This window comes from Aquimarina rhabdastrellae (genome assembly GCA_947387485.1).
Taxonomy (GTDB): Bacteria; Bacteroidota; Bacteroidia; order Flavobacteriales; family Flavobacteriaceae; genus Aquimarina.
On record CANDNT010000007.1, the window covers coordinates 103,295 to 119,236 of the forward strand.

Consider the following 15,942-nt stretch of genomic DNA (forward strand, 5'->3'; position numbering starts at 1 on the left):
CTATGTATTTATTTGAAGTTGTATTGTCCATTGGTATTCTTCTCCTGGAGCTAGTATCTGAAGTCCTTGATGGTTATTAAACACGTCTATATTGGCTGTCATAGGTTCTATTGCGATACTTTGCCTATCGTTTGGAGTATATAATTGTAAATATTTATTTATACTATCATGAGTCATCGTCATTTGATATGTTGAGGTCTTCCATACCACTCGATTTTCTTTAAGTATAAAAGCATTATCAAATGTTTGTTTTCTTATTATTTTTGAAAAGTTTTCTACTCTTTCTTCTGTTATAGGTATCATACGCTTATCGCATAATACACTATTCTTTATTGTAGTTTCTAAAGTACTTATCGCTATGTCTTCTGTATAAAAATAGGGATGCCACCCCATACTGAAAGGAAATTCTTTTGAGTCTTTATTCAATACAGTCATTCTTATGACTATCGTTCCTGAAGTAGTAATCGTATATGTTATTTGTAATTGATATTTAAAAGGGAATCCTTTTATTTTTCCATCAGATTCATATTGTAAGGTTACTATTGTCTCTTTACTTTCTTCATGTATTTTTATAACCTCAAAGACTTGATCTGCTACTAATCCATGTATAGCATTATGATTTTGGACATCATTAATTTCTAATTGATACTCTTCTTCTCCAAAACGATATTTTCCGTCTTGAATTCTATTAGCAAAAGGAAATAATATTGCCGAAGAATATGCTTTTAAGTAATCACTTCTTCCTTCTTCATCAATTGAAACTCCTTTTATAATTGGATTTTCTTTATAAGTATATTCTTGTAATGAAGCACCAAACCCTGGGGCTATTTTGCAAGAAAAATTTGCTCCTGTTAACTGGAGATACGAATATTTAGGGTCTGAATGAATTATACGTTCAGTTTTAATCATCTATATAATTATAGTTTAAGCTTACTATAAAGTGCAGGTCAATTGCTAAAATACAGATAATTAATCTATGTTTATGATCACTTATACGCTTCTATTTTTAAGCTTTTAACGTCTATAAATTGTTTAATCTCTTTACTGATCAAGCTTTTAACTTTAATCTCTAGAGCAATTCATATTATTTGATCTTTATTTTTTGCCAAAATGCTATTGATTTTGATTAAAATAAAATCAGTTTTATATCACTTTTATTTTCTTTTAATACTATTTCGCTAACCATTATTATAGATTTTTTATTCCATAGCACTTCAACTCATAAATTAAAGCCACTTTACATTTTAGATTATTCAACTATTTATAACAACAATTGTTCTTGATCCTACATATAGCTCTTATTTAATCAAAAAAGAGGATTCAAAATTGAATCCTCTTTAATTCTTGTTAAGCTTTAACGATCACTTGATCTATGATTTTTTCTACTACTTCTGGATTAAGTAAGGTAGAAGTATCTCCTAAATTTGAAATATCATTACTTGCTATTTTTCTTAAAATACGCCTCATGATCTTTCCGCTTCTAGTTTTTGGCAAATCACTAGTAAACTGTATTTGGTCTAGTTTTGCAATCGGCCCAATTTGCTCTGTGATGATTTGATTAATTTCTTTTCTTAAATTATCATGGTTTCTAGATTCACCTGTATCTTTAAGAATTACATAGCCAAATAATGCATTTCCTTTAATATCATGTGGATATCCTACAATTGCCGACTCTGCCACCGCAGGATGTTCATTAATTGCATCTTCTATAGGTGCTGTACCTAAGTTATGTCCAGATACAATAATAACATCATCAACACGCCCAGTAATTCGGTAATATCCTACCTCATCTCTCAATGCACCATCTCCTGTAAAATACATGTTTTCAAAGGCAGAGAAATAGGTATCTTTATATCTATTATGATCTCCCCAGATGGTTCTAGCAATAGACGGCCACGGGAATTTAATACACAAACGTCCTTCTACCTGATTTCCTTTTATTTCTTCCCCTAATTCGTTCATCAACGCTGGTTGAATCCCCGGAAAAGGTAAGGTTGCATAAGTAGGTTTTGTTGGTGTTACATATGGGATAGGCGAAATCATTACTCCTCCAGTCTCGGTTTGCCACCAGGTATCTACAATAGGACTTTTACGTTTTCCGATATTATCATCATACCAATGCCATGCTTCTTCGTTAATAGGTTCTCCTACTGTACCTAGTAATTTAATCGAAGATAGGTCGTATTTTTCTAAAATCTCAACACCTTCTTTTGCTAATGCTCTAATTGCTGTAGGTGCTGTATAGAATTGATTTACCTTATGCTTTTGTACAATATCCCAAAAACGTCCATAATCTGGATAACTTGGTACTCCTTCAAACATTACTGTTGTAGCTCCATTGGCTAATGGTCCATAAACAATATAACTATGTCCTGTAATCCATCCTATATCTGCTGTACACCAATACACATCTTCTTCTCTATACTGAAATATATTTTTAAATGTATATGCGGTATATACCATATATCCTCCAGTAGTATGCACCATCCCTTTGGGTTTCCCTGTTGATCCAGAGGTATATAAAATAAATAATGGATCTTCGGCATTCATAATTTCTGGTACACAATCACTATAAGCTTCATTTAATAGTGGCTGTAGCCATTCGTCACGACCTTCTTTCATTTGGATCTCTGATTGAATACGCTTAACTACTAATACTTTTTCTACACATGGACAGGTCTCTAATGCATCATCCACAATACCTTTTAGATCTATCGTTTTTGGCCCACGATAAGATCCATCAGACGTGATTACTAACTTACATTCACTATCATTAATTCTCGTAGCTAAGGCTGTTGAAGAAAATCCTGCAAATACAACTGAGTGAATTGCTCCTATACGCGCACATGCTAATACAGCTACTGCCAATTCTGGAATCATAGGTAGATAGATACATACACGATCTCCTTTTTTAATTCCTTTGCTCTTTAACACGTTTGCCATTCTACATACGCGTTCATGTAGCTTTTTATATGTTATATGTTCTGCTGGTTCATTAGGGTTATTCGGTTCAAAAAGTATTGCCGTTTTATTTCCTCTAGTATATATATGCCTATCAATACAGTTTTCTGTAATATTAAGTTGTGCTCCTTCAAACCATTTTACTTCTGGCTTTTTAAAATCCCAACTCAATACGTTATCCCATTTTTTGCGCCATAAGAAATGTTCTTCTGCGATTTCTTCCCAAAACGCTTCTGGATTACGTACAGACTTCCTATATATTTGCCAATATTCTTCTATATGCTTTATACTATAATGACTCATATCTATTGGATTTAAGAGTTTATTTGTGTTTTCATTTTTTAATTAAGTTACATATAACTGTCAAAATATTTTTTGTGTTTTATACGCACTTGTTTATTATCATTATGAAATATTCCACTTACTTTGGTCTTCATTTGATCTCATAAAAATATTCTTTTATTTTAATTTTAGACCATTACCTCTTAATTCCCTTATTTTTGCTCTTATATAAATATACGCAATATTGTCTTTATTTTCTAGTATTTTTGCTTTAATAATAAGCGTATTATGGATTATTTAATTAATAAAGATTACCCATTAGAAAAATTCTCTGGTAAAGGTGGTTGGACCTATGTTGCTATACCCGAAATTTTGCCTAATCCAGATATGCCTTTTGGGTGGGTTATTGTAAGTGGTTTTATTGATGATTATCCAATTGCTAAATACAAGCTTATGCCCAAAGGAGATGGTTCTCTTTTTATGGCTGTAAAAGCGGCTATTAGAAAGAAAATCAAAAAACAAGCTGGAGATACTGTTAGAATTCAGCTTTATATTGATACAACTCCACTAGAAATTCCTAATGAACTTCTATTGTGTTTTAAAAATGAACCGGCAAAAATTTACACTAATTTTATCCAATTAACCGATGGACAACAAAAAGCTTTTATAGACTGGATTTATAGTACAAAAACAGAGCAAACTAAGGCTGATCGAATTGCAAAAATGATGGAACTATTATCTAAAAATGAAAGTTTTTCGAGTTTAACTAAAAAAAGTAATCTCTAACACTACTCATGCTTACAAACAATACATTCTCTTTTAAATCAACGCTTCTTTATTGTTCTATTTTTTTACTTTCTCTTTCTAATATCCAGGCACAACAGCATTCTAGAAAAGAGGTATTAACTGCTTTAAATTCTCATATCGATTTTATTGATTCGTATGCTTACAAAACTCGATTTTCTCATCGAAGTTTTTATAATTATTATAAAAGTTTGATCCGTTCATATAAACAACAAAATTATATGATGCGATTTTATCATATGCCTGGTAAATATCCAGAAAAAGATTCTATTGCTTATGAAATAGCTAAATCTAATATCCAATATATTCCTAGTCAATTTAGGGTTCAAATTAATACTCTCATCGATTCTTTAAGAAGTATTCAGAAAGAACAATTCCGTATAGCAAAAGCTTTAAAAAAACTCACACATCCACCTCAAAAAGATTCTGTTTCTATTGCCAAAGGTTTTGCTGGATTAAAAGATCTTCACGACACTGCCGAATCGTATCGTAAACTTTCTACAGATTTTTATTTTTTATCAAAAAAAATTAGTGCTCTTTATCCTCTCAAAACTTCTAGCTGGTCAAAAACAGGTGCTCTTATGCAAGAAGCTCTTGATACTTCAAGGTCATATTTACACCAAGTACAACTACATTTATTAAATAGAGCTCCTCTACCTAATCCTGAGTATTTAGCTGCTTTACTTTTACGCATGAAAGCAGAACGCAATAATGTCTTAAGCGGATTAAAAGAATATGGCAGTTACAACGGAAAAGATCCTCACTCTAAATATGATTACATTATTAGACATCTTACAAATTTAAAAGATCATCTTAGTCCAGATTATAAAGTACGAGCACGTTCTAATTTATTTAATGACGTTTTATATGATTTTAATTGGGCTATAAGCTCTTATAATAAGTTTGCTAAATTGAGTGCTGATATAGATCAAACAGAACCTCCTGCATTTCTTTTAAAAATCCCTTCTCAAACTCTATTTTTTATACATCCTCCTTTTGATAATGTTAGTCAACAAACTAATCTCAATAAAGGTCCTATTCAAAATAAGATTACTGCGCAAACCTCTATGGAAGGTTTTGCTCCTAATCATCTCGTTTTTCTACTGGATGTTTCTGGTAGTATGAATAATCCATCTAAGCTTCCTCTTTTTAAAGATGCTATAGCTCAAATTGCACCTATTATGAGAACTCAAGATAAGTTTTCTGTTGTCGTATATTCTGATAATGCAAAAGTGACTTTAAACAATGTTTCTTTTACGGATAAAGAAGCTATAAATTCTTTGCTAACATTGAGTTCCAAAGGTAAAACCAATGCTTTTAAGGGACTTCAAAAAGCGTATAGCCTTGCAAAAAAGCAATTTATTACTAATGGTAATAATCGTATCATTATGATTACTGATGGGGATTTTGACATCCCTAAAAAACTATATAAAACCATCGAATCTCATACACAAAAAGATATTCATTTATCTGTATTGACTTTTGGTAATCGAAAAACTCATTTTCAAGAAATGAAGCAAATGGCTCTTTTGGGTAAAGGAAATTATACTCATGTTAAAAATGACAATCATATCAAAACTATTTTAAAGGAGATTCAGGTCACTAAACCTAAATCTTAAACCACCAAAAACCACAAAATAATTATGCTTAAACCATATTAATCAATTGCAAACACACCATATACAAACACTTAGATATAATCACTTAATTTCTTAATCAAAAGCAGACGTAAGTTTTTACTACTTTATTTTACTATTTGTTATCTAACTAACAAAATACAACTAATGCCTATCTCTAATCTAGAAAAGCTAAAACTCCCTGATGCTTTGATTGAGGAAATTAACAATCATGCCTTAATACAATCGTATACCAAAGGAGAAACAATCGTCTCTAAAGGAAGTTTTCACAACAAATATGGTATTTTAATTAGTGGACTCTTAAAAGTTTCTGTAGTTCATGAAACAAACTCACTATTAATTTATCATATAGATCAAGATAACATCCCTTTTATTACCTTTTTAGACTTTAAAAATAATCTCCCTTTTACTTTTGATTTATGTGCCGTAGAAAACTCTACAATCTATTGGCTTGATATACAAAAAGTACTCCATTGGGGAGATCTTTATGATAGTTTTAGAAACTATGTGTTTCAATCATATTCGTTTCAACATCTTTCTTTATTCAATACGCTTAAAAGCGAAAAAATCAACTCTTTAAATACTAAACTCTATACCTATTTAGTAAACAAATCAAAACTCTTAAATTCCAAACAACTCGCTATTCTTAATACTGAAATTGCAAAAGATCTCAATGTATCTCAAAATAGCATCTCAAATGCTCTAAAAATTTTAGCCAAAGAAAAGAAAATCATAAAGTACACCAACACTATTGCTGTATTATAAGCAACTATATTTCATGGATTTAATTACCAATCAAATCATAAAGATATTAGACAATGAACATTGTTTAAATTATTATCGTTTCCTGAGTAACGACCTTATTATGAATCAAGAAAGTGACTTTTTCACAAACAATTTGGTCGTTTTTATAGAAGGAGTTGCCGAAGCTTTTTGTGAATATGGGGATACTAATAATTTTCTCTTTTTTACTCAAACAGCTCAAATTCATTTTTTAAACACCATTAATGTTTTTACAGAGATTCCTCTTCAATTTTCATTGAAAGCAACTACTCCATGCAAGGTCATTTTTATTCCTAAAGAAAACTTTTTCAATATTAAAGACACCTCTTCTCTATATCCTATTTTATCGCAAGACTATTATACACTACAGCAACTCATATCCGACAGTATTATTAATACCATCACAAAAAATCTAGATGAACTTTTGTATGCCTATCTCAAACAAAAAGCAACTGCCCTTAAAGTTGAAGAGTTATATGTTCATCGTAATGAGCTTTCTGAAAGTTTAGATTTCTCTAGAGAGTCAATTTCAAGATCCTTAAGGCGTTTAGAACAACAAAGCAGAGTATTAAGAAAACCTAGATCCATAATCATTACAGGTTTTTAATCATTACAACACTATACTTTTTAATGGTAAAGCTTAATCTTTTGTTAATTTTTTAATATTTCAAAAACATAAACATCTCATATTAAATTCTTTTCAATTTTACATCAAAGTCACAAAATAGTGTTCGTCACATTTTCATGATTTGCCTCAAATACATTTGAATTAGAATTAAAAAATTTAAACAAATGAAAAATCTTAAAAAGCTAAACGGCGTTAAGTTATTACCTAAAAACGAGCAAAAACACATTAATGGAGGAACTGGTGTAGTATATACTCCAGGAGATAACTTTATTTGTGTAGCAACAGCTAGTAATGGTAGCAGAGGATATTATTTCTTAGATTCTGAAGCTGAAATGGCTACAATTTGTACTATTCTAGGAGAAGGTTGTACAGATTATTATTGCGAAGCTAATGGTATTGTAACTGGTGGTGTTTAATCACTAAACTCATAATCAAAGAATAGCTCATTTAATCATAAATGAGCTATTTTTTTATACAAACTTTCTTGAGTTTTACCCTATACTATCAAATTCTAAATCACTGCCGAAACACATTTATTTGATATATCAATTATTTTTATATATATTTACTTGATATATCAAATAAATATGAAATTCAATACTCCCACTACGTCCGTATTATATTCTATTGAAGAAACTATAAAGGCTTATCGTAAATTAAGTCAGCAAAATATTTCTAGAATAGTCCCTAACATCACTATAGATCAAGCCTTAATTCTAATCATCATCGATCGTGAAGACAAAACGCAATCCGAAATTGCAGATTTAGTTTTTAAAGATTATGCCTCTATGACTCGTATTATAAAATTAATGCTTGACAAAGAGTATTTAATCAAAACAACTGATATTCAAGATAAGCGAAAAACCAAGTTAAGCGTTACTAAAAATGGAAAACAAATCATTGAAAAATTAAAACCAATCATAAAAGAAAACAGAGCTGTTGCATTAGATGCTATCTCTGATGAAGAGCTTCAGCAACTATATAACATATTGAATAAAATCACTAAAAACTGTCAAATCAAAAAATAAATGAAACAATTAATCTATATATGTATTACCGCAATCATTTTTTCTTGCACTAAAGAAAAAGCTACTGTTAATCAAGATTCTAAAATCACTGAAATATCAAATTATCTAGATAATTTAGATGGATTTAGTGGTACTGTTTTAATTGCAAAAAATGATAGTGTGCTATTTAAAAAGGCCTATGGATTTGCTCATTTAGGTCATCAAGTCAAAAATAATATAGCAACAAAATTCTCATATGCTTCGATTGGAAAGTCTTTTACTGCTACTGCTATATTTCAGTTAATTCAAGCTGGAAAATTATCACTCGATGATACTATTGGTAAATTTCTTCCTAATTATCCCAATCAGATAGCAAAAGATGAAATAACAATTAGGCACTTGCTCTTGCATAGAAGTGGTTTACCTAATTATTTTCATTCAGAAAAATTCCTTAACACATCAAAAGAACAGTTTAGAACACTTCATAGCCTTTTTCCTTTATTTGAAAACGAACCTTTAGAATCTAATCCTGATGAACAATTTGCTTACCGCAATACTAATTATATCATACTAGGTAGCATTATTGAGGAAATAACAAAAATGCCTTATGAGCAGTATATTAAAGATCATATTTTTTCTAAAGCAAAAATGAAAAATACGGGCAATTTTGATATTGATCATCCCATTACTAACGTTGCCGAAAATTATACCTTATCAGATGTTTATCCTAATAAGCTTCAAAAAACTATTTTTATGGGAACCGTTATAGGTAGTGCTGCTGGCGGTGGTTATACGACTATAGAAGATCTTTATCAATTCGCTACTGTATTTAAACATAATCATCTATTAAATTCTAAATATACAGCTATAATGAAAACCGAACCATCTACTGGTTTTTATGGCTACGGAATGCAATTTGCCGGGGCAAAAGATTCTGGTATCTATGGTCATAGTGGCGGGCATTATGGTACTGGTGCCGAGTGGAGAATTTATGAAAAACAAAATTATACCGTCATTCTACTCACCAATAAAGATCTTGATCAAGGTTTTTTTGATGCTCGTTTTTTTATCGAAAAAACTATTTCTGGAACTACTCCAAAGCTAGATAGTTATTTCTTTACAAAAACTATGGTAGCAACTTGTTTAGATAAAGGCATTGAGGCTGCTAAAAAAATGATAGTAAATTCGTCCATAACTTTATCTGAAATAGACCTTAATACCAAAGGTTATGAAATGATCAAAAGAGGTTTTTATCCAAAAGCCATTGAACTATTTAAACTTGAAGTTTTTGCCTTCCCTGAATCTTATGACGCTTATGATTCTCTGGGAGAAGCTTATATGAAGTATGGTGATTTTTCAAAAGCCGTTGAAAACTATCAAAAAAGTCTCTCATTAAACCCTAATAATACGAATGCCAAAGAAAAGCTAAAAACATTGATGGAGAATCAAAAAACGATGTAATAAATAACTGTTATACAGGTCTCTTATTTAACTATCATTAAACGAACATAAGTCCCGAAAAGGGACTTATGCTTTTAATACACTTTATCTATACCCCTTAGAGATTCTCAATCTTTTGTTTTTAAGTGTTTAAACTATTTAAAAGCATTATAAAGTAATTTCCAACTCACTTAAAAGCTTTATATCCCACTTTAAAAGCTGTTAATCCCCAATATTTGAATACACATTAAAACACAAGCATATTCGTATAAAAATTATACTAATGAAAAATAAAATCTACACCTTGCTTTCAAAACCATATGCTGTTGTTTTAACAATGTTTATCGCTCCTTTATTTGGTCTAATAGATAGAAACTTTAGTTTCTTCTTTGGATTAGGTATCGTCTTTTTAATTTTATGGAGTACTAATTTTCGTTGGTCTATATTCGGATTTGGTGAAAAAATCACCGCAAAAAAGACATTGAAAAGTTTTCTTATTGCATTACTATTTGTCTTTGTATTTTATATCATAGAAGGGTTTCTTGAAATATACTTTGGTAGAACAGATTTATCATCTTTTGATGATATCCGAAATAATATTGTAGGCTATATTATCATGACAGTAGTCATCTGGGTATTTGCGGCTTTTGGAGAAGAACTACTCTTTAGAGGATATTATATGAAACATCTAGCTCAATTATTGGGGAATACTAATTATGCCTGGTTAGCTTCTGCTATTATTGTGTCTATTTATTTTGGGTTATCGCATTCTTATCAAGGTTTGGCAGGAATCATAGGCGTAGGATTATGGCACTTTGCTGTTTCGCTTGTATTTTATAAGAAAAGAAATGATTTGATTTCTCCTATACTAATACATGGTTTTTATGATATGATCGGTTTAACTCTTTTATTTTTTAGTAAAGAGCGCATATTTGCCGATTGGATACTACAAATGTTTCAAGTTTAATACACTAATTCAAATCGAACTACTTTTTATCGAAGCATATCACTATTGTCTCAATATATATTCTTAGCTATTAAGTAGTTCTTTTTTATGGATAATAATACTTAATTAGAATTCAGGCAGTTTTCACACTTTCCTTGAATTAGTATCTGAGACATCATTATAGTTCGATTAGGAATTTCTGGAATCTGTATATCTAATGTTACGCAGTCAACTTTACCACAACTTAAACATTGAAAATGTGGATGAATATCTTTGTGTTCTGTAGCAGAACAACCTTCACACTTGGCGTACCATTTTATCCCATTTTTTCCTAAAAAAGAATGTAAAACACCATCATCCTCGAGTTTATCTAGAACGCGGTAAATTGTAGTCTTATTTATTTCTGAGCTTAGTCGTGTAACGAGTTCTATAGCCGAAATTGCATTAGAATCTTTTTTAAATTCTTCTAATAGTAATTCGATCGATTTTGTTTTCCTAATAACTCCCATACCACAAATTTAAAACAACATAGTTGTATTAACAAATAGCATTTTTATTTGTAATCATTGTTTGAGTGTAACTTTACAATCTGTAAGTATGTAATTAAAATGTTCGATATCCATTTTATTTAATTTCAATTTACCTGTAATCGTTACAACGGTATCTGTTTTTATATTTGGTTTTGTTTTAAATTGAAGTTCTATCGCTGTTTCTGGACCTCCAACACCACAGAAAAAACAAGAAGACATAGGTCCTTTGGATAGTATAAATAGTTTTCCTCTTGGGTCAACATTTAAAAAATAACCTGTAATAGAAACCAATTCCCCTTCTGTAGCAACAATAGCATCTGAAAATTCTGGAAATAAAAAAGTTTCGCCATAAGCAGGAAAAAACTTATCTGTATACTCTATTTTTGCTAAATCTTTCCAGGTGACCTTTTGTTGAGCAAAAGTCACCATATTTAATAGCAATATAAAGGCTATTATAATTTTATTTTTCATTATTCAGAATCGTTGAAATGTTCATCTTTATTATTGGTATTATCGCTAATAAAACGGTCAAGATTATTAGTATAACAACAACTACTCCTATTTGTAAAATTTCTTGAAAAGGTAACGTAACAAACATATGTACCTTATCTTTTTGTCCCAATAATTCAAATACGACATTTGCCCCTATTTTAAGTACTAAAACTCCTATAATAAAAGCTATCATTACTATAATCAATCCCTCGAATAAAATCATTTGAATTAACTGGAAATTGCTTGCTCCATATGTTCTTAAAAGTGCCAAATCAAAAGAACGCTCTTTTACCATTTTATAAAGGCTTATAAAAATAGTCATCACCGAAATCATAAGAATTAAATAGGCTATTACAGCTATAGTATCAATACCCAGACTCAAATAATTATATAATTTATTTAATTCATATTTAGGTAATGCTGCTTGCATATTAGTTTCTTCATTAATCTTTCTAGGAAGATTTAAAAATGCTACCGGATTTCTAAATGAAACTAACAATGAAGTAATTTCTTTTTCTTCATGCCCTTCTGTGTCAAATTCTTTCCTATGTTCCTCTTCATGATCATGCTCCTTATGCTCATCCATCATTTCATTCTCATGATGGTGGATATCCCATATACTTTCTAGACCAGTAATAATCAAATGATCTATCACTTTTCTAGTAGGTTTCAATATTCCTACTACTGTTAATTTTTCTGCATGTACTTCTATACTGTGCTCTGTTAACCCATGTGAACTTAAAAATGTATCTCCTATATCAAGCTGTAACTCTGCTGCAACTGTACTCCCTATTATGACTTCTAATACGTTATCTACTTTTTGACCTCTTTCTAATTTTGCATCATAAAGCGTCATAAAATCATTAGTCGTACCTACAATTCTATATCCTTTGTAATGATCTCCATAGGAAATAGGTACAGCAGTTTTTACCATTGGGTTTTTACTTATCTTTTTTGCTTCTTCATATAAAATATTACCTATGGGATTATCTAGATGTAATACTGAGGATAATACTAATTGTAATGGACTTCCTTTGGCTCCAATGACTAGATCTATGTTCCCTAAATTATGCGCTACTTGATGCTCAAAGGATATTTTTAATTGTCGAATTCCTAGAAGCAATAGCATACTTAATGATAAACTAAAGATGTTTAAGATTGTATATAATGGTTTCGACTTTAAATTATATAAGCTAGTTTTCCAAATCATCATAGGGTAATGGATTTTTGGAAATATGGTTTAATTCTATGATCATGCGTGATGACAATTAAATTAGCTTCTGTTTCTCTTGCTTGCTGCTTAAGTAATTCAATAACATTTTTGCAATTTTCATCATCCAAACTTGAAGTCGGTTCATCTGCCAAAATAACCTGAGGACGGTGTATTACTGCCATCGCTATACTGAGTCTTTGTAACTGCCCTTCACTAAGTGCTTGTACTCGCTTATTCTTACAATCATTTAAATCTAATTGTTCTAGTAAAAGTTTAATACGAGTATCTTTTATTGACTTCTTACTTAAAAAGAGGCGCATCTTTAAATTATCTAAAAGACTTAATGATTGTATTGCATACTTTTTTTGAAATACTAGACCTATTTGTTGCCCTCTAAATTTATCTAGTTGGTTATGGGATAACGAGCATAAATCTATATCACTAATAAGCACCTTTCCGCCTGTAGGTTTTAATAATCCTGCCAAAAGATGTAAAAACGTGGTTTTACCTATACCTGATTTCCCCAAAACAAGTAAACTTTCTTGCTTATCAAGTGTGATATTAGGAAAACTAAGTATTTGTTCTCCTTTTTTATATTGAAATGTAAGGTTACTAGTTTGGATCATTATTAACACATAAAAACTAAGCTTCTATTTGATTCAATTGATTCATTTTTTCTATTAGATCACCTTGAATCGCTACTACAGCAGATTTAGGAATATTATCTTTATCAAACGGCCATTTACTGGTCGGATTTTTAATATCTTGAGTTAACTCGCCTGGATGTTGAACACTTAAAAATAATGTTTTACCATCTGGAGAAAACCATGGGCCTGTCAATTCTGCATCTCTAGGAGCAGAAGCTACTCTAATTACTTTTCCTGCATCTGCTCCATACCTAGGAATTACAAACAAACTATTATTTTTAAATGGCATATAAGGCCCATCTTTTTTATTCATCGCATAACCTGATATATCTGATGTCATCCATAGGTTACCAGATAAATCAAAGGCCAAGTTATCTGGACAAGAAAAACCATTTTCTTCTCCTCCAGCCATATAAACTGAAGCTTTAAAAGTCAAGGCATCAAATGCTCCATCTGCTTCTTCTATTTTTAAAATTGAACCGTGAAAATCATTTTTATTTTTGTTATTGGTTAAGGTCAAAAGAATATTTCCTGTAATCGGATCTATTTCTATATCTTCTGGACGATTCAATGCTGTTGCTCCTAATAATTTTGCTGCTTCTCTTGCTCTAATTAGTACTTCTGTTTGATTTTTAAATGAACTTTTTAAAATTGGTTGATTTTCCCAATCCAAAGCAAGCCATTTCCCTCTTAAAGTATCTGCGACATATAATGTACCTTCTTTTAAGGAACCAGGTTTAGAGGAAATAAATTTATAGAGATGTTCGTCTTTTTTATCATCTCCTGTATAAGCTACTATACGTTTGTCATCTAGCTCATATAACGTACAACACTCATGTGCAAATCGCCCTAGAGCAATATGTTTTTGGGCTGTTCCATCTTGGGGATTAACTTCTACAACCCAACCATAATGCTCAGGGGGGCAATTATAAAATTTTTCCCAACCATAGCTACTCGGTTTATGAGTTGCCTCATCATTGGTATCATATATTGTTTCTCCATAAAAATTATCATAATTCTCTTCACAAGTAATAAAAGTTTTCCATGGTGTGATTCCTCCTGAACAATTACCTAGTGTTCCTATTACAGTATTTTTTCCTTTAATTGGAACATCCCAATTAAGTGGAATCGGAGTTTGTGCAGTGATGCGTTTATTTAATGGATCATTTTCTACAATATTCCATCTTCCATTTTCTTTTTTTATCCTAACAATACTTCCCCCTACATTGTACATCTCTTTTTGAACTTGATCCAAAGTTCTATGTTCTTCAGGATTTTCGTATTTTCTATAATTAAAATCAGAAACAAAAAGTGGGTTTACATACTCATGATTCACCCACAATAAACCATCTTTTGGATTATTTTCATCAAAAGGAATAAAACAGGTAAAGTCATTATTAAACCCAAAGGTATCCTTCTCATTAATATTATCTCCCCATTTTACTACAGTATGGTATTGTAATCCTTCTGCTAATAAAAGGTCATCTTTATCAGATGGAGTTAGAGCTTTTAACTTCAGATTTTTTAGTTTCTCTAAGCTATCATCTAGTCTTAATTTTGATTTTGTTGGTGTTGTAGTATTACCACAATTAGTTAAAAACGGTGGAATAGCTACAACACCAATACCCACTTTTCCTAAAAATTCAATGAATCTCCTTCGATCGTATTTCATATTAATTCATACAGTGTTTTTCTAGGCAGATTAAACTAGAATAAATATTCTTAAACACTCTTTCATATCTATTGTATACTCTTCCTCTTATACTTATAGGTGTATTTAATACATCATATAGTTGGGGGCGTAATTCTGTTATCTTTTTATTTAAATAATGTGAAAGAAATGAGAATTGAGGATTATCGTTCTGTCGTGATATTATGGAATGTTTTTTCTGCGCTCTTATTTCGTTATAAAATGGTTTTAACCCTCTAATTTTAGAAAAAGATTGTCCTCCTAAAGCATCATAAATAATCTTATTATCCTCAGATAGTATTAAGTAGATCTTATCGATATGATGCTTTATTATTATTTCTTTTATGCATGCTATAGTTTGCATATCAATAGCAAATGAATTACCCAAAGATGTATAAAAAAAGTTCTCGTATCTATATACATCATTAATAACAGATTCTAAACAATCTGTAGGGCATAAAAGAAAAAGTGTGTTAGACATGGGTTATAGTTTTGGATCGTATGGAAAAGAAGAGTGATGCAAATCAATTTTTAATGTATCATCAATGAGTTTGTACCCAAATGTGTATTCTACTTTAGCTTCGTTTCCTTCTACGTCTGTAAAAAAATAATTTCCCATAGCTATTGCTCGATTTGCTTCTAAGATAAAATCTGTATTTTCAAATCTTACTTTTGTCCAAGGTTGTAAAGCAAACCCTTTATCTTCTTTACATGCTCTTTGTTCTCCTGCAATGAAATAAGATAAAGCCTCAGATTTGCTTGGTCTAAATTGTTCATTAGCACATTTGGTTGGTTTAAACAAGATAGGACTTGATTCAAAAGCATAACATTCATCAAGGAACTCATTTGTATAAGCTTCACAAGCTGCAATATCCTCTTTTA

At 30.6% G+C, this 15,942-nt stretch carries 17 protein-coding genes; 8 read left to right on the forward strand and 9 right to left on the reverse strand.

Translation table 11 applies throughout. The annotated features are described in order from the left end of the window. Complete coding sequence (locus ACYEKI_RS12265) at window positions 1-909, reverse strand: aldose epimerase family protein (protein WP_459211486.1); 909 nt, start codon at window positions 907-909, stop codon at window positions 1-3. Between the two features lie 438 nt (window positions 910-1,347). Next, window positions 1,348-3,264 (reverse strand): acetate--CoA ligase, encoded by a 1,917-nt coding sequence (acs, locus tag ACYEKI_RS12270; protein WP_459211487.1) that lies wholly within the window; start codon window positions 3,262-3,264, stop codon window positions 1,348-1,350. Between the two features lie 267 nt (window positions 3,265-3,531). Here acs and ACYEKI_RS12275 point away from each other — a divergent pair, with 267 nt between their 5' ends. The 8 genes from ACYEKI_RS12275 (at window position 3,532) to ACYEKI_RS12310 (ending at window position 10,509) form a co-directional block, all read left to right on the forward strand. After that, window positions 3,532-4,029 (forward strand): YdeI/OmpD-associated family protein, encoded by a 498-nt coding sequence (locus tag ACYEKI_RS12275; RefSeq protein WP_459211488.1) that lies wholly within the window; start codon window positions 3,532-3,534, stop codon window positions 4,027-4,029. 8 nt (window positions 4,030-4,037) lie between these two features. Then, a complete protein-coding gene (locus ACYEKI_RS12280; RefSeq protein ID WP_459211489.1) occupies window positions 4,038-5,666 on the forward strand; it encodes a vWA domain-containing protein in 1,629 nt (542 codons plus the stop codon). Window positions 5,667-5,831: 165 nt separating this feature from the next. Then, the gene (locus ACYEKI_RS12285; protein WP_459211490.1) at window positions 5,832-6,449 is read left to right on the forward strand and encodes a Crp/Fnr family transcriptional regulator; all 618 of its coding nucleotides are present in this window, start codon (window positions 5,832-5,834) and stop codon (window positions 6,447-6,449) included. A 13-nt stretch (window positions 6,450-6,462) separates the two neighbouring features. Next, entirely contained in the window at window positions 6,463-7,074 is a 612-nt protein-coding gene (locus ACYEKI_RS12290) for a cyclic nucleotide-binding domain-containing protein (RefSeq protein ID WP_459211491.1), read from the forward strand. 185 nt (window positions 7,075-7,259) lie between these two features. Continuing rightward, window positions 7,260-7,511 carry a hypothetical protein gene (locus ACYEKI_RS12295; protein WP_459211492.1) on the forward strand — a complete coding sequence of 84 codons (252 nt, stop codon included), beginning with the start codon at window positions 7,260-7,262 and terminating at the stop codon, window positions 7,509-7,511. Window positions 7,512-7,682: 171 nt separating this feature from the next. Beyond that, window positions 7,683-8,123, forward strand: a complete 441-nt coding sequence (locus ACYEKI_RS12300; protein WP_459211493.1) for a MarR family winged helix-turn-helix transcriptional regulator — start codon at window positions 7,683-7,685, stop codon at window positions 8,121-8,123. After that, entirely contained in the window at window positions 8,124-9,563 is a 1,440-nt protein-coding gene (locus tag ACYEKI_RS12305; protein ID WP_459211494.1) for a serine hydrolase, read from the forward strand. Between the two features lie 262 nt (window positions 9,564-9,825). Continuing rightward, window positions 9,826-10,509, forward strand: a complete 684-nt coding sequence (locus ACYEKI_RS12310) for a CPBP family intramembrane glutamic endopeptidase (protein WP_459211495.1) — start codon at window positions 9,826-9,828, stop codon at window positions 10,507-10,509. Window positions 10,510-10,610: 101 nt separating this feature from the next. Here the strand turns inward: ACYEKI_RS12310 and ACYEKI_RS12315 are convergent, their stop codons facing one another. The 7 genes from ACYEKI_RS12315 to ACYEKI_RS12345 are packed head-to-tail and all read right to left on the reverse strand — an operon-like array spanning window position 10,611 to window position 15,862. Further along, the gene (locus ACYEKI_RS12315; RefSeq protein ID WP_459211496.1) at window positions 10,611-10,997 is read right to left on the reverse strand and encodes a Fur family transcriptional regulator; all 387 of its coding nucleotides are present in this window, start codon (window positions 10,995-10,997) and stop codon (window positions 10,611-10,613) included. A gap of 54 nt (window positions 10,998-11,051) precedes the next feature. Continuing rightward, window positions 11,052-11,489, reverse strand: coding sequence for a hypothetical protein (locus tag ACYEKI_RS12320; protein WP_459211497.1), 438 nt, complete (start codon window positions 11,487-11,489; stop codon window positions 11,052-11,054). Then, entirely contained in the window at window positions 11,479-12,723 is a 1,245-nt protein-coding gene (locus ACYEKI_RS12325; protein WP_459211498.1) for an ABC transporter permease, read from the reverse strand. The genes ACYEKI_RS12320 and ACYEKI_RS12325 overlap by 11 nt, the downstream gene beginning before the upstream one ends. After that, window positions 12,720-13,349, reverse strand: coding sequence for an ABC transporter ATP-binding protein (locus tag ACYEKI_RS12330; protein WP_459211499.1), 630 nt, complete (start codon window positions 13,347-13,349; stop codon window positions 12,720-12,722). Before ACYEKI_RS12330 ends, ACYEKI_RS12325 begins: the two co-directional genes overlap by 4 nt. A 16-nt stretch (window positions 13,350-13,365) precedes the next feature. Continuing rightward, the gene (locus tag ACYEKI_RS12335; RefSeq protein WP_459211500.1) at window positions 13,366-15,042 is read right to left on the reverse strand and encodes a PhoX family protein; all 1,677 of its coding nucleotides are present in this window, start codon (window positions 15,040-15,042) and stop codon (window positions 13,366-13,368) included. Window position 15,043: 1 nt separating this feature from the next. Continuing rightward, on the reverse strand, window positions 15,044-15,541 hold the full coding sequence (locus ACYEKI_RS12340) for a hypothetical protein (RefSeq protein WP_459211501.1): 498 nt from the start codon (window positions 15,539-15,541) through the stop codon (window positions 15,044-15,046). A 3-nt stretch (window positions 15,542-15,544) separates the two neighbouring features. Further along, complete coding sequence (locus tag ACYEKI_RS12345; RefSeq protein WP_459211502.1) at window positions 15,545-15,862, reverse strand: hypothetical protein; 318 nt, start codon at window positions 15,860-15,862, stop codon at window positions 15,545-15,547. Window positions 15,863-15,942: the final 80 nt, after the last annotated feature.

Excerpts from the sequence above, each read along its gene's own strand:
- acs (WP_459211487.1), bottom strand. The coding sequence starts at position 3,264 with ATGAGTCATTATAGTATAAAGCATATAGAAGAATATTGGCAAATATAT.
- ACYEKI_RS12305 (WP_459211494.1), top strand. The coding sequence starts at position 8,124 with ATGAAACAATTAATCTATATATGTATTACCGCAATCATTTTTTCTTGC.
- ACYEKI_RS12330 (WP_459211499.1), bottom strand. The coding sequence starts at position 13,349 with ATGATCCAAACTAGTAACCTTACATTTCAATATAAAAAAGGAGAACAA.
- ACYEKI_RS12265 (WP_459211486.1), bottom strand. The coding sequence starts at position 909 with ATGATTAAAACTGAACGTATAATTCATTCAGACCCTAAATATTCGTAT.
- ACYEKI_RS12325 (WP_459211498.1), bottom strand. The coding sequence starts at position 12,723 with ATGATGATTTGGAAAACTAGCTTATATAATTTAAAGTCGAAACCATTA.
- ACYEKI_RS12285 (WP_459211490.1), top strand. The coding sequence starts at position 5,832 with ATGCCTATCTCTAATCTAGAAAAGCTAAAACTCCCTGATGCTTTGATT.
- ACYEKI_RS12290 (WP_459211491.1), top strand. The coding sequence starts at position 6,463 with ATGGATTTAATTACCAATCAAATCATAAAGATATTAGACAATGAACAT.
- ACYEKI_RS12280 (WP_459211489.1), top strand. The coding sequence starts at position 4,038 with ATGCTTACAAACAATACATTCTCTTTTAAATCAACGCTTCTTTATTGT.
- ACYEKI_RS12275 (WP_459211488.1), top strand. The coding sequence starts at position 3,532 with ATGGATTATTTAATTAATAAAGATTACCCATTAGAAAAATTCTCTGGT.
- ACYEKI_RS12315 (WP_459211496.1), bottom strand. The coding sequence starts at position 10,997 with ATGGGAGTTATTAGGAAAACAAAATCGATCGAATTACTATTAGAAGAA.
- ACYEKI_RS12295 (WP_459211492.1), top strand. The coding sequence starts at position 7,260 with ATGAAAAATCTTAAAAAGCTAAACGGCGTTAAGTTATTACCTAAAAAC.
- ACYEKI_RS12300 (WP_459211493.1), top strand. The coding sequence starts at position 7,683 with ATGAAATTCAATACTCCCACTACGTCCGTATTATATTCTATTGAAGAA.
- ACYEKI_RS12310 (WP_459211495.1), top strand. The coding sequence starts at position 9,826 with ATGAAAAATAAAATCTACACCTTGCTTTCAAAACCATATGCTGTTGTT.
- ACYEKI_RS12335 (WP_459211500.1), bottom strand. The coding sequence starts at position 15,042 with ATGAAATACGATCGAAGGAGATTCATTGAATTTTTAGGAAAAGTGGGT.
- ACYEKI_RS12320 (WP_459211497.1), bottom strand. The coding sequence starts at position 11,489 with ATGAAAAATAAAATTATAATAGCCTTTATATTGCTATTAAATATGGTG.
- ACYEKI_RS12340 (WP_459211501.1), bottom strand. The coding sequence starts at position 15,541 with ATGTCTAACACACTTTTTCTTTTATGCCCTACAGATTGTTTAGAATCT.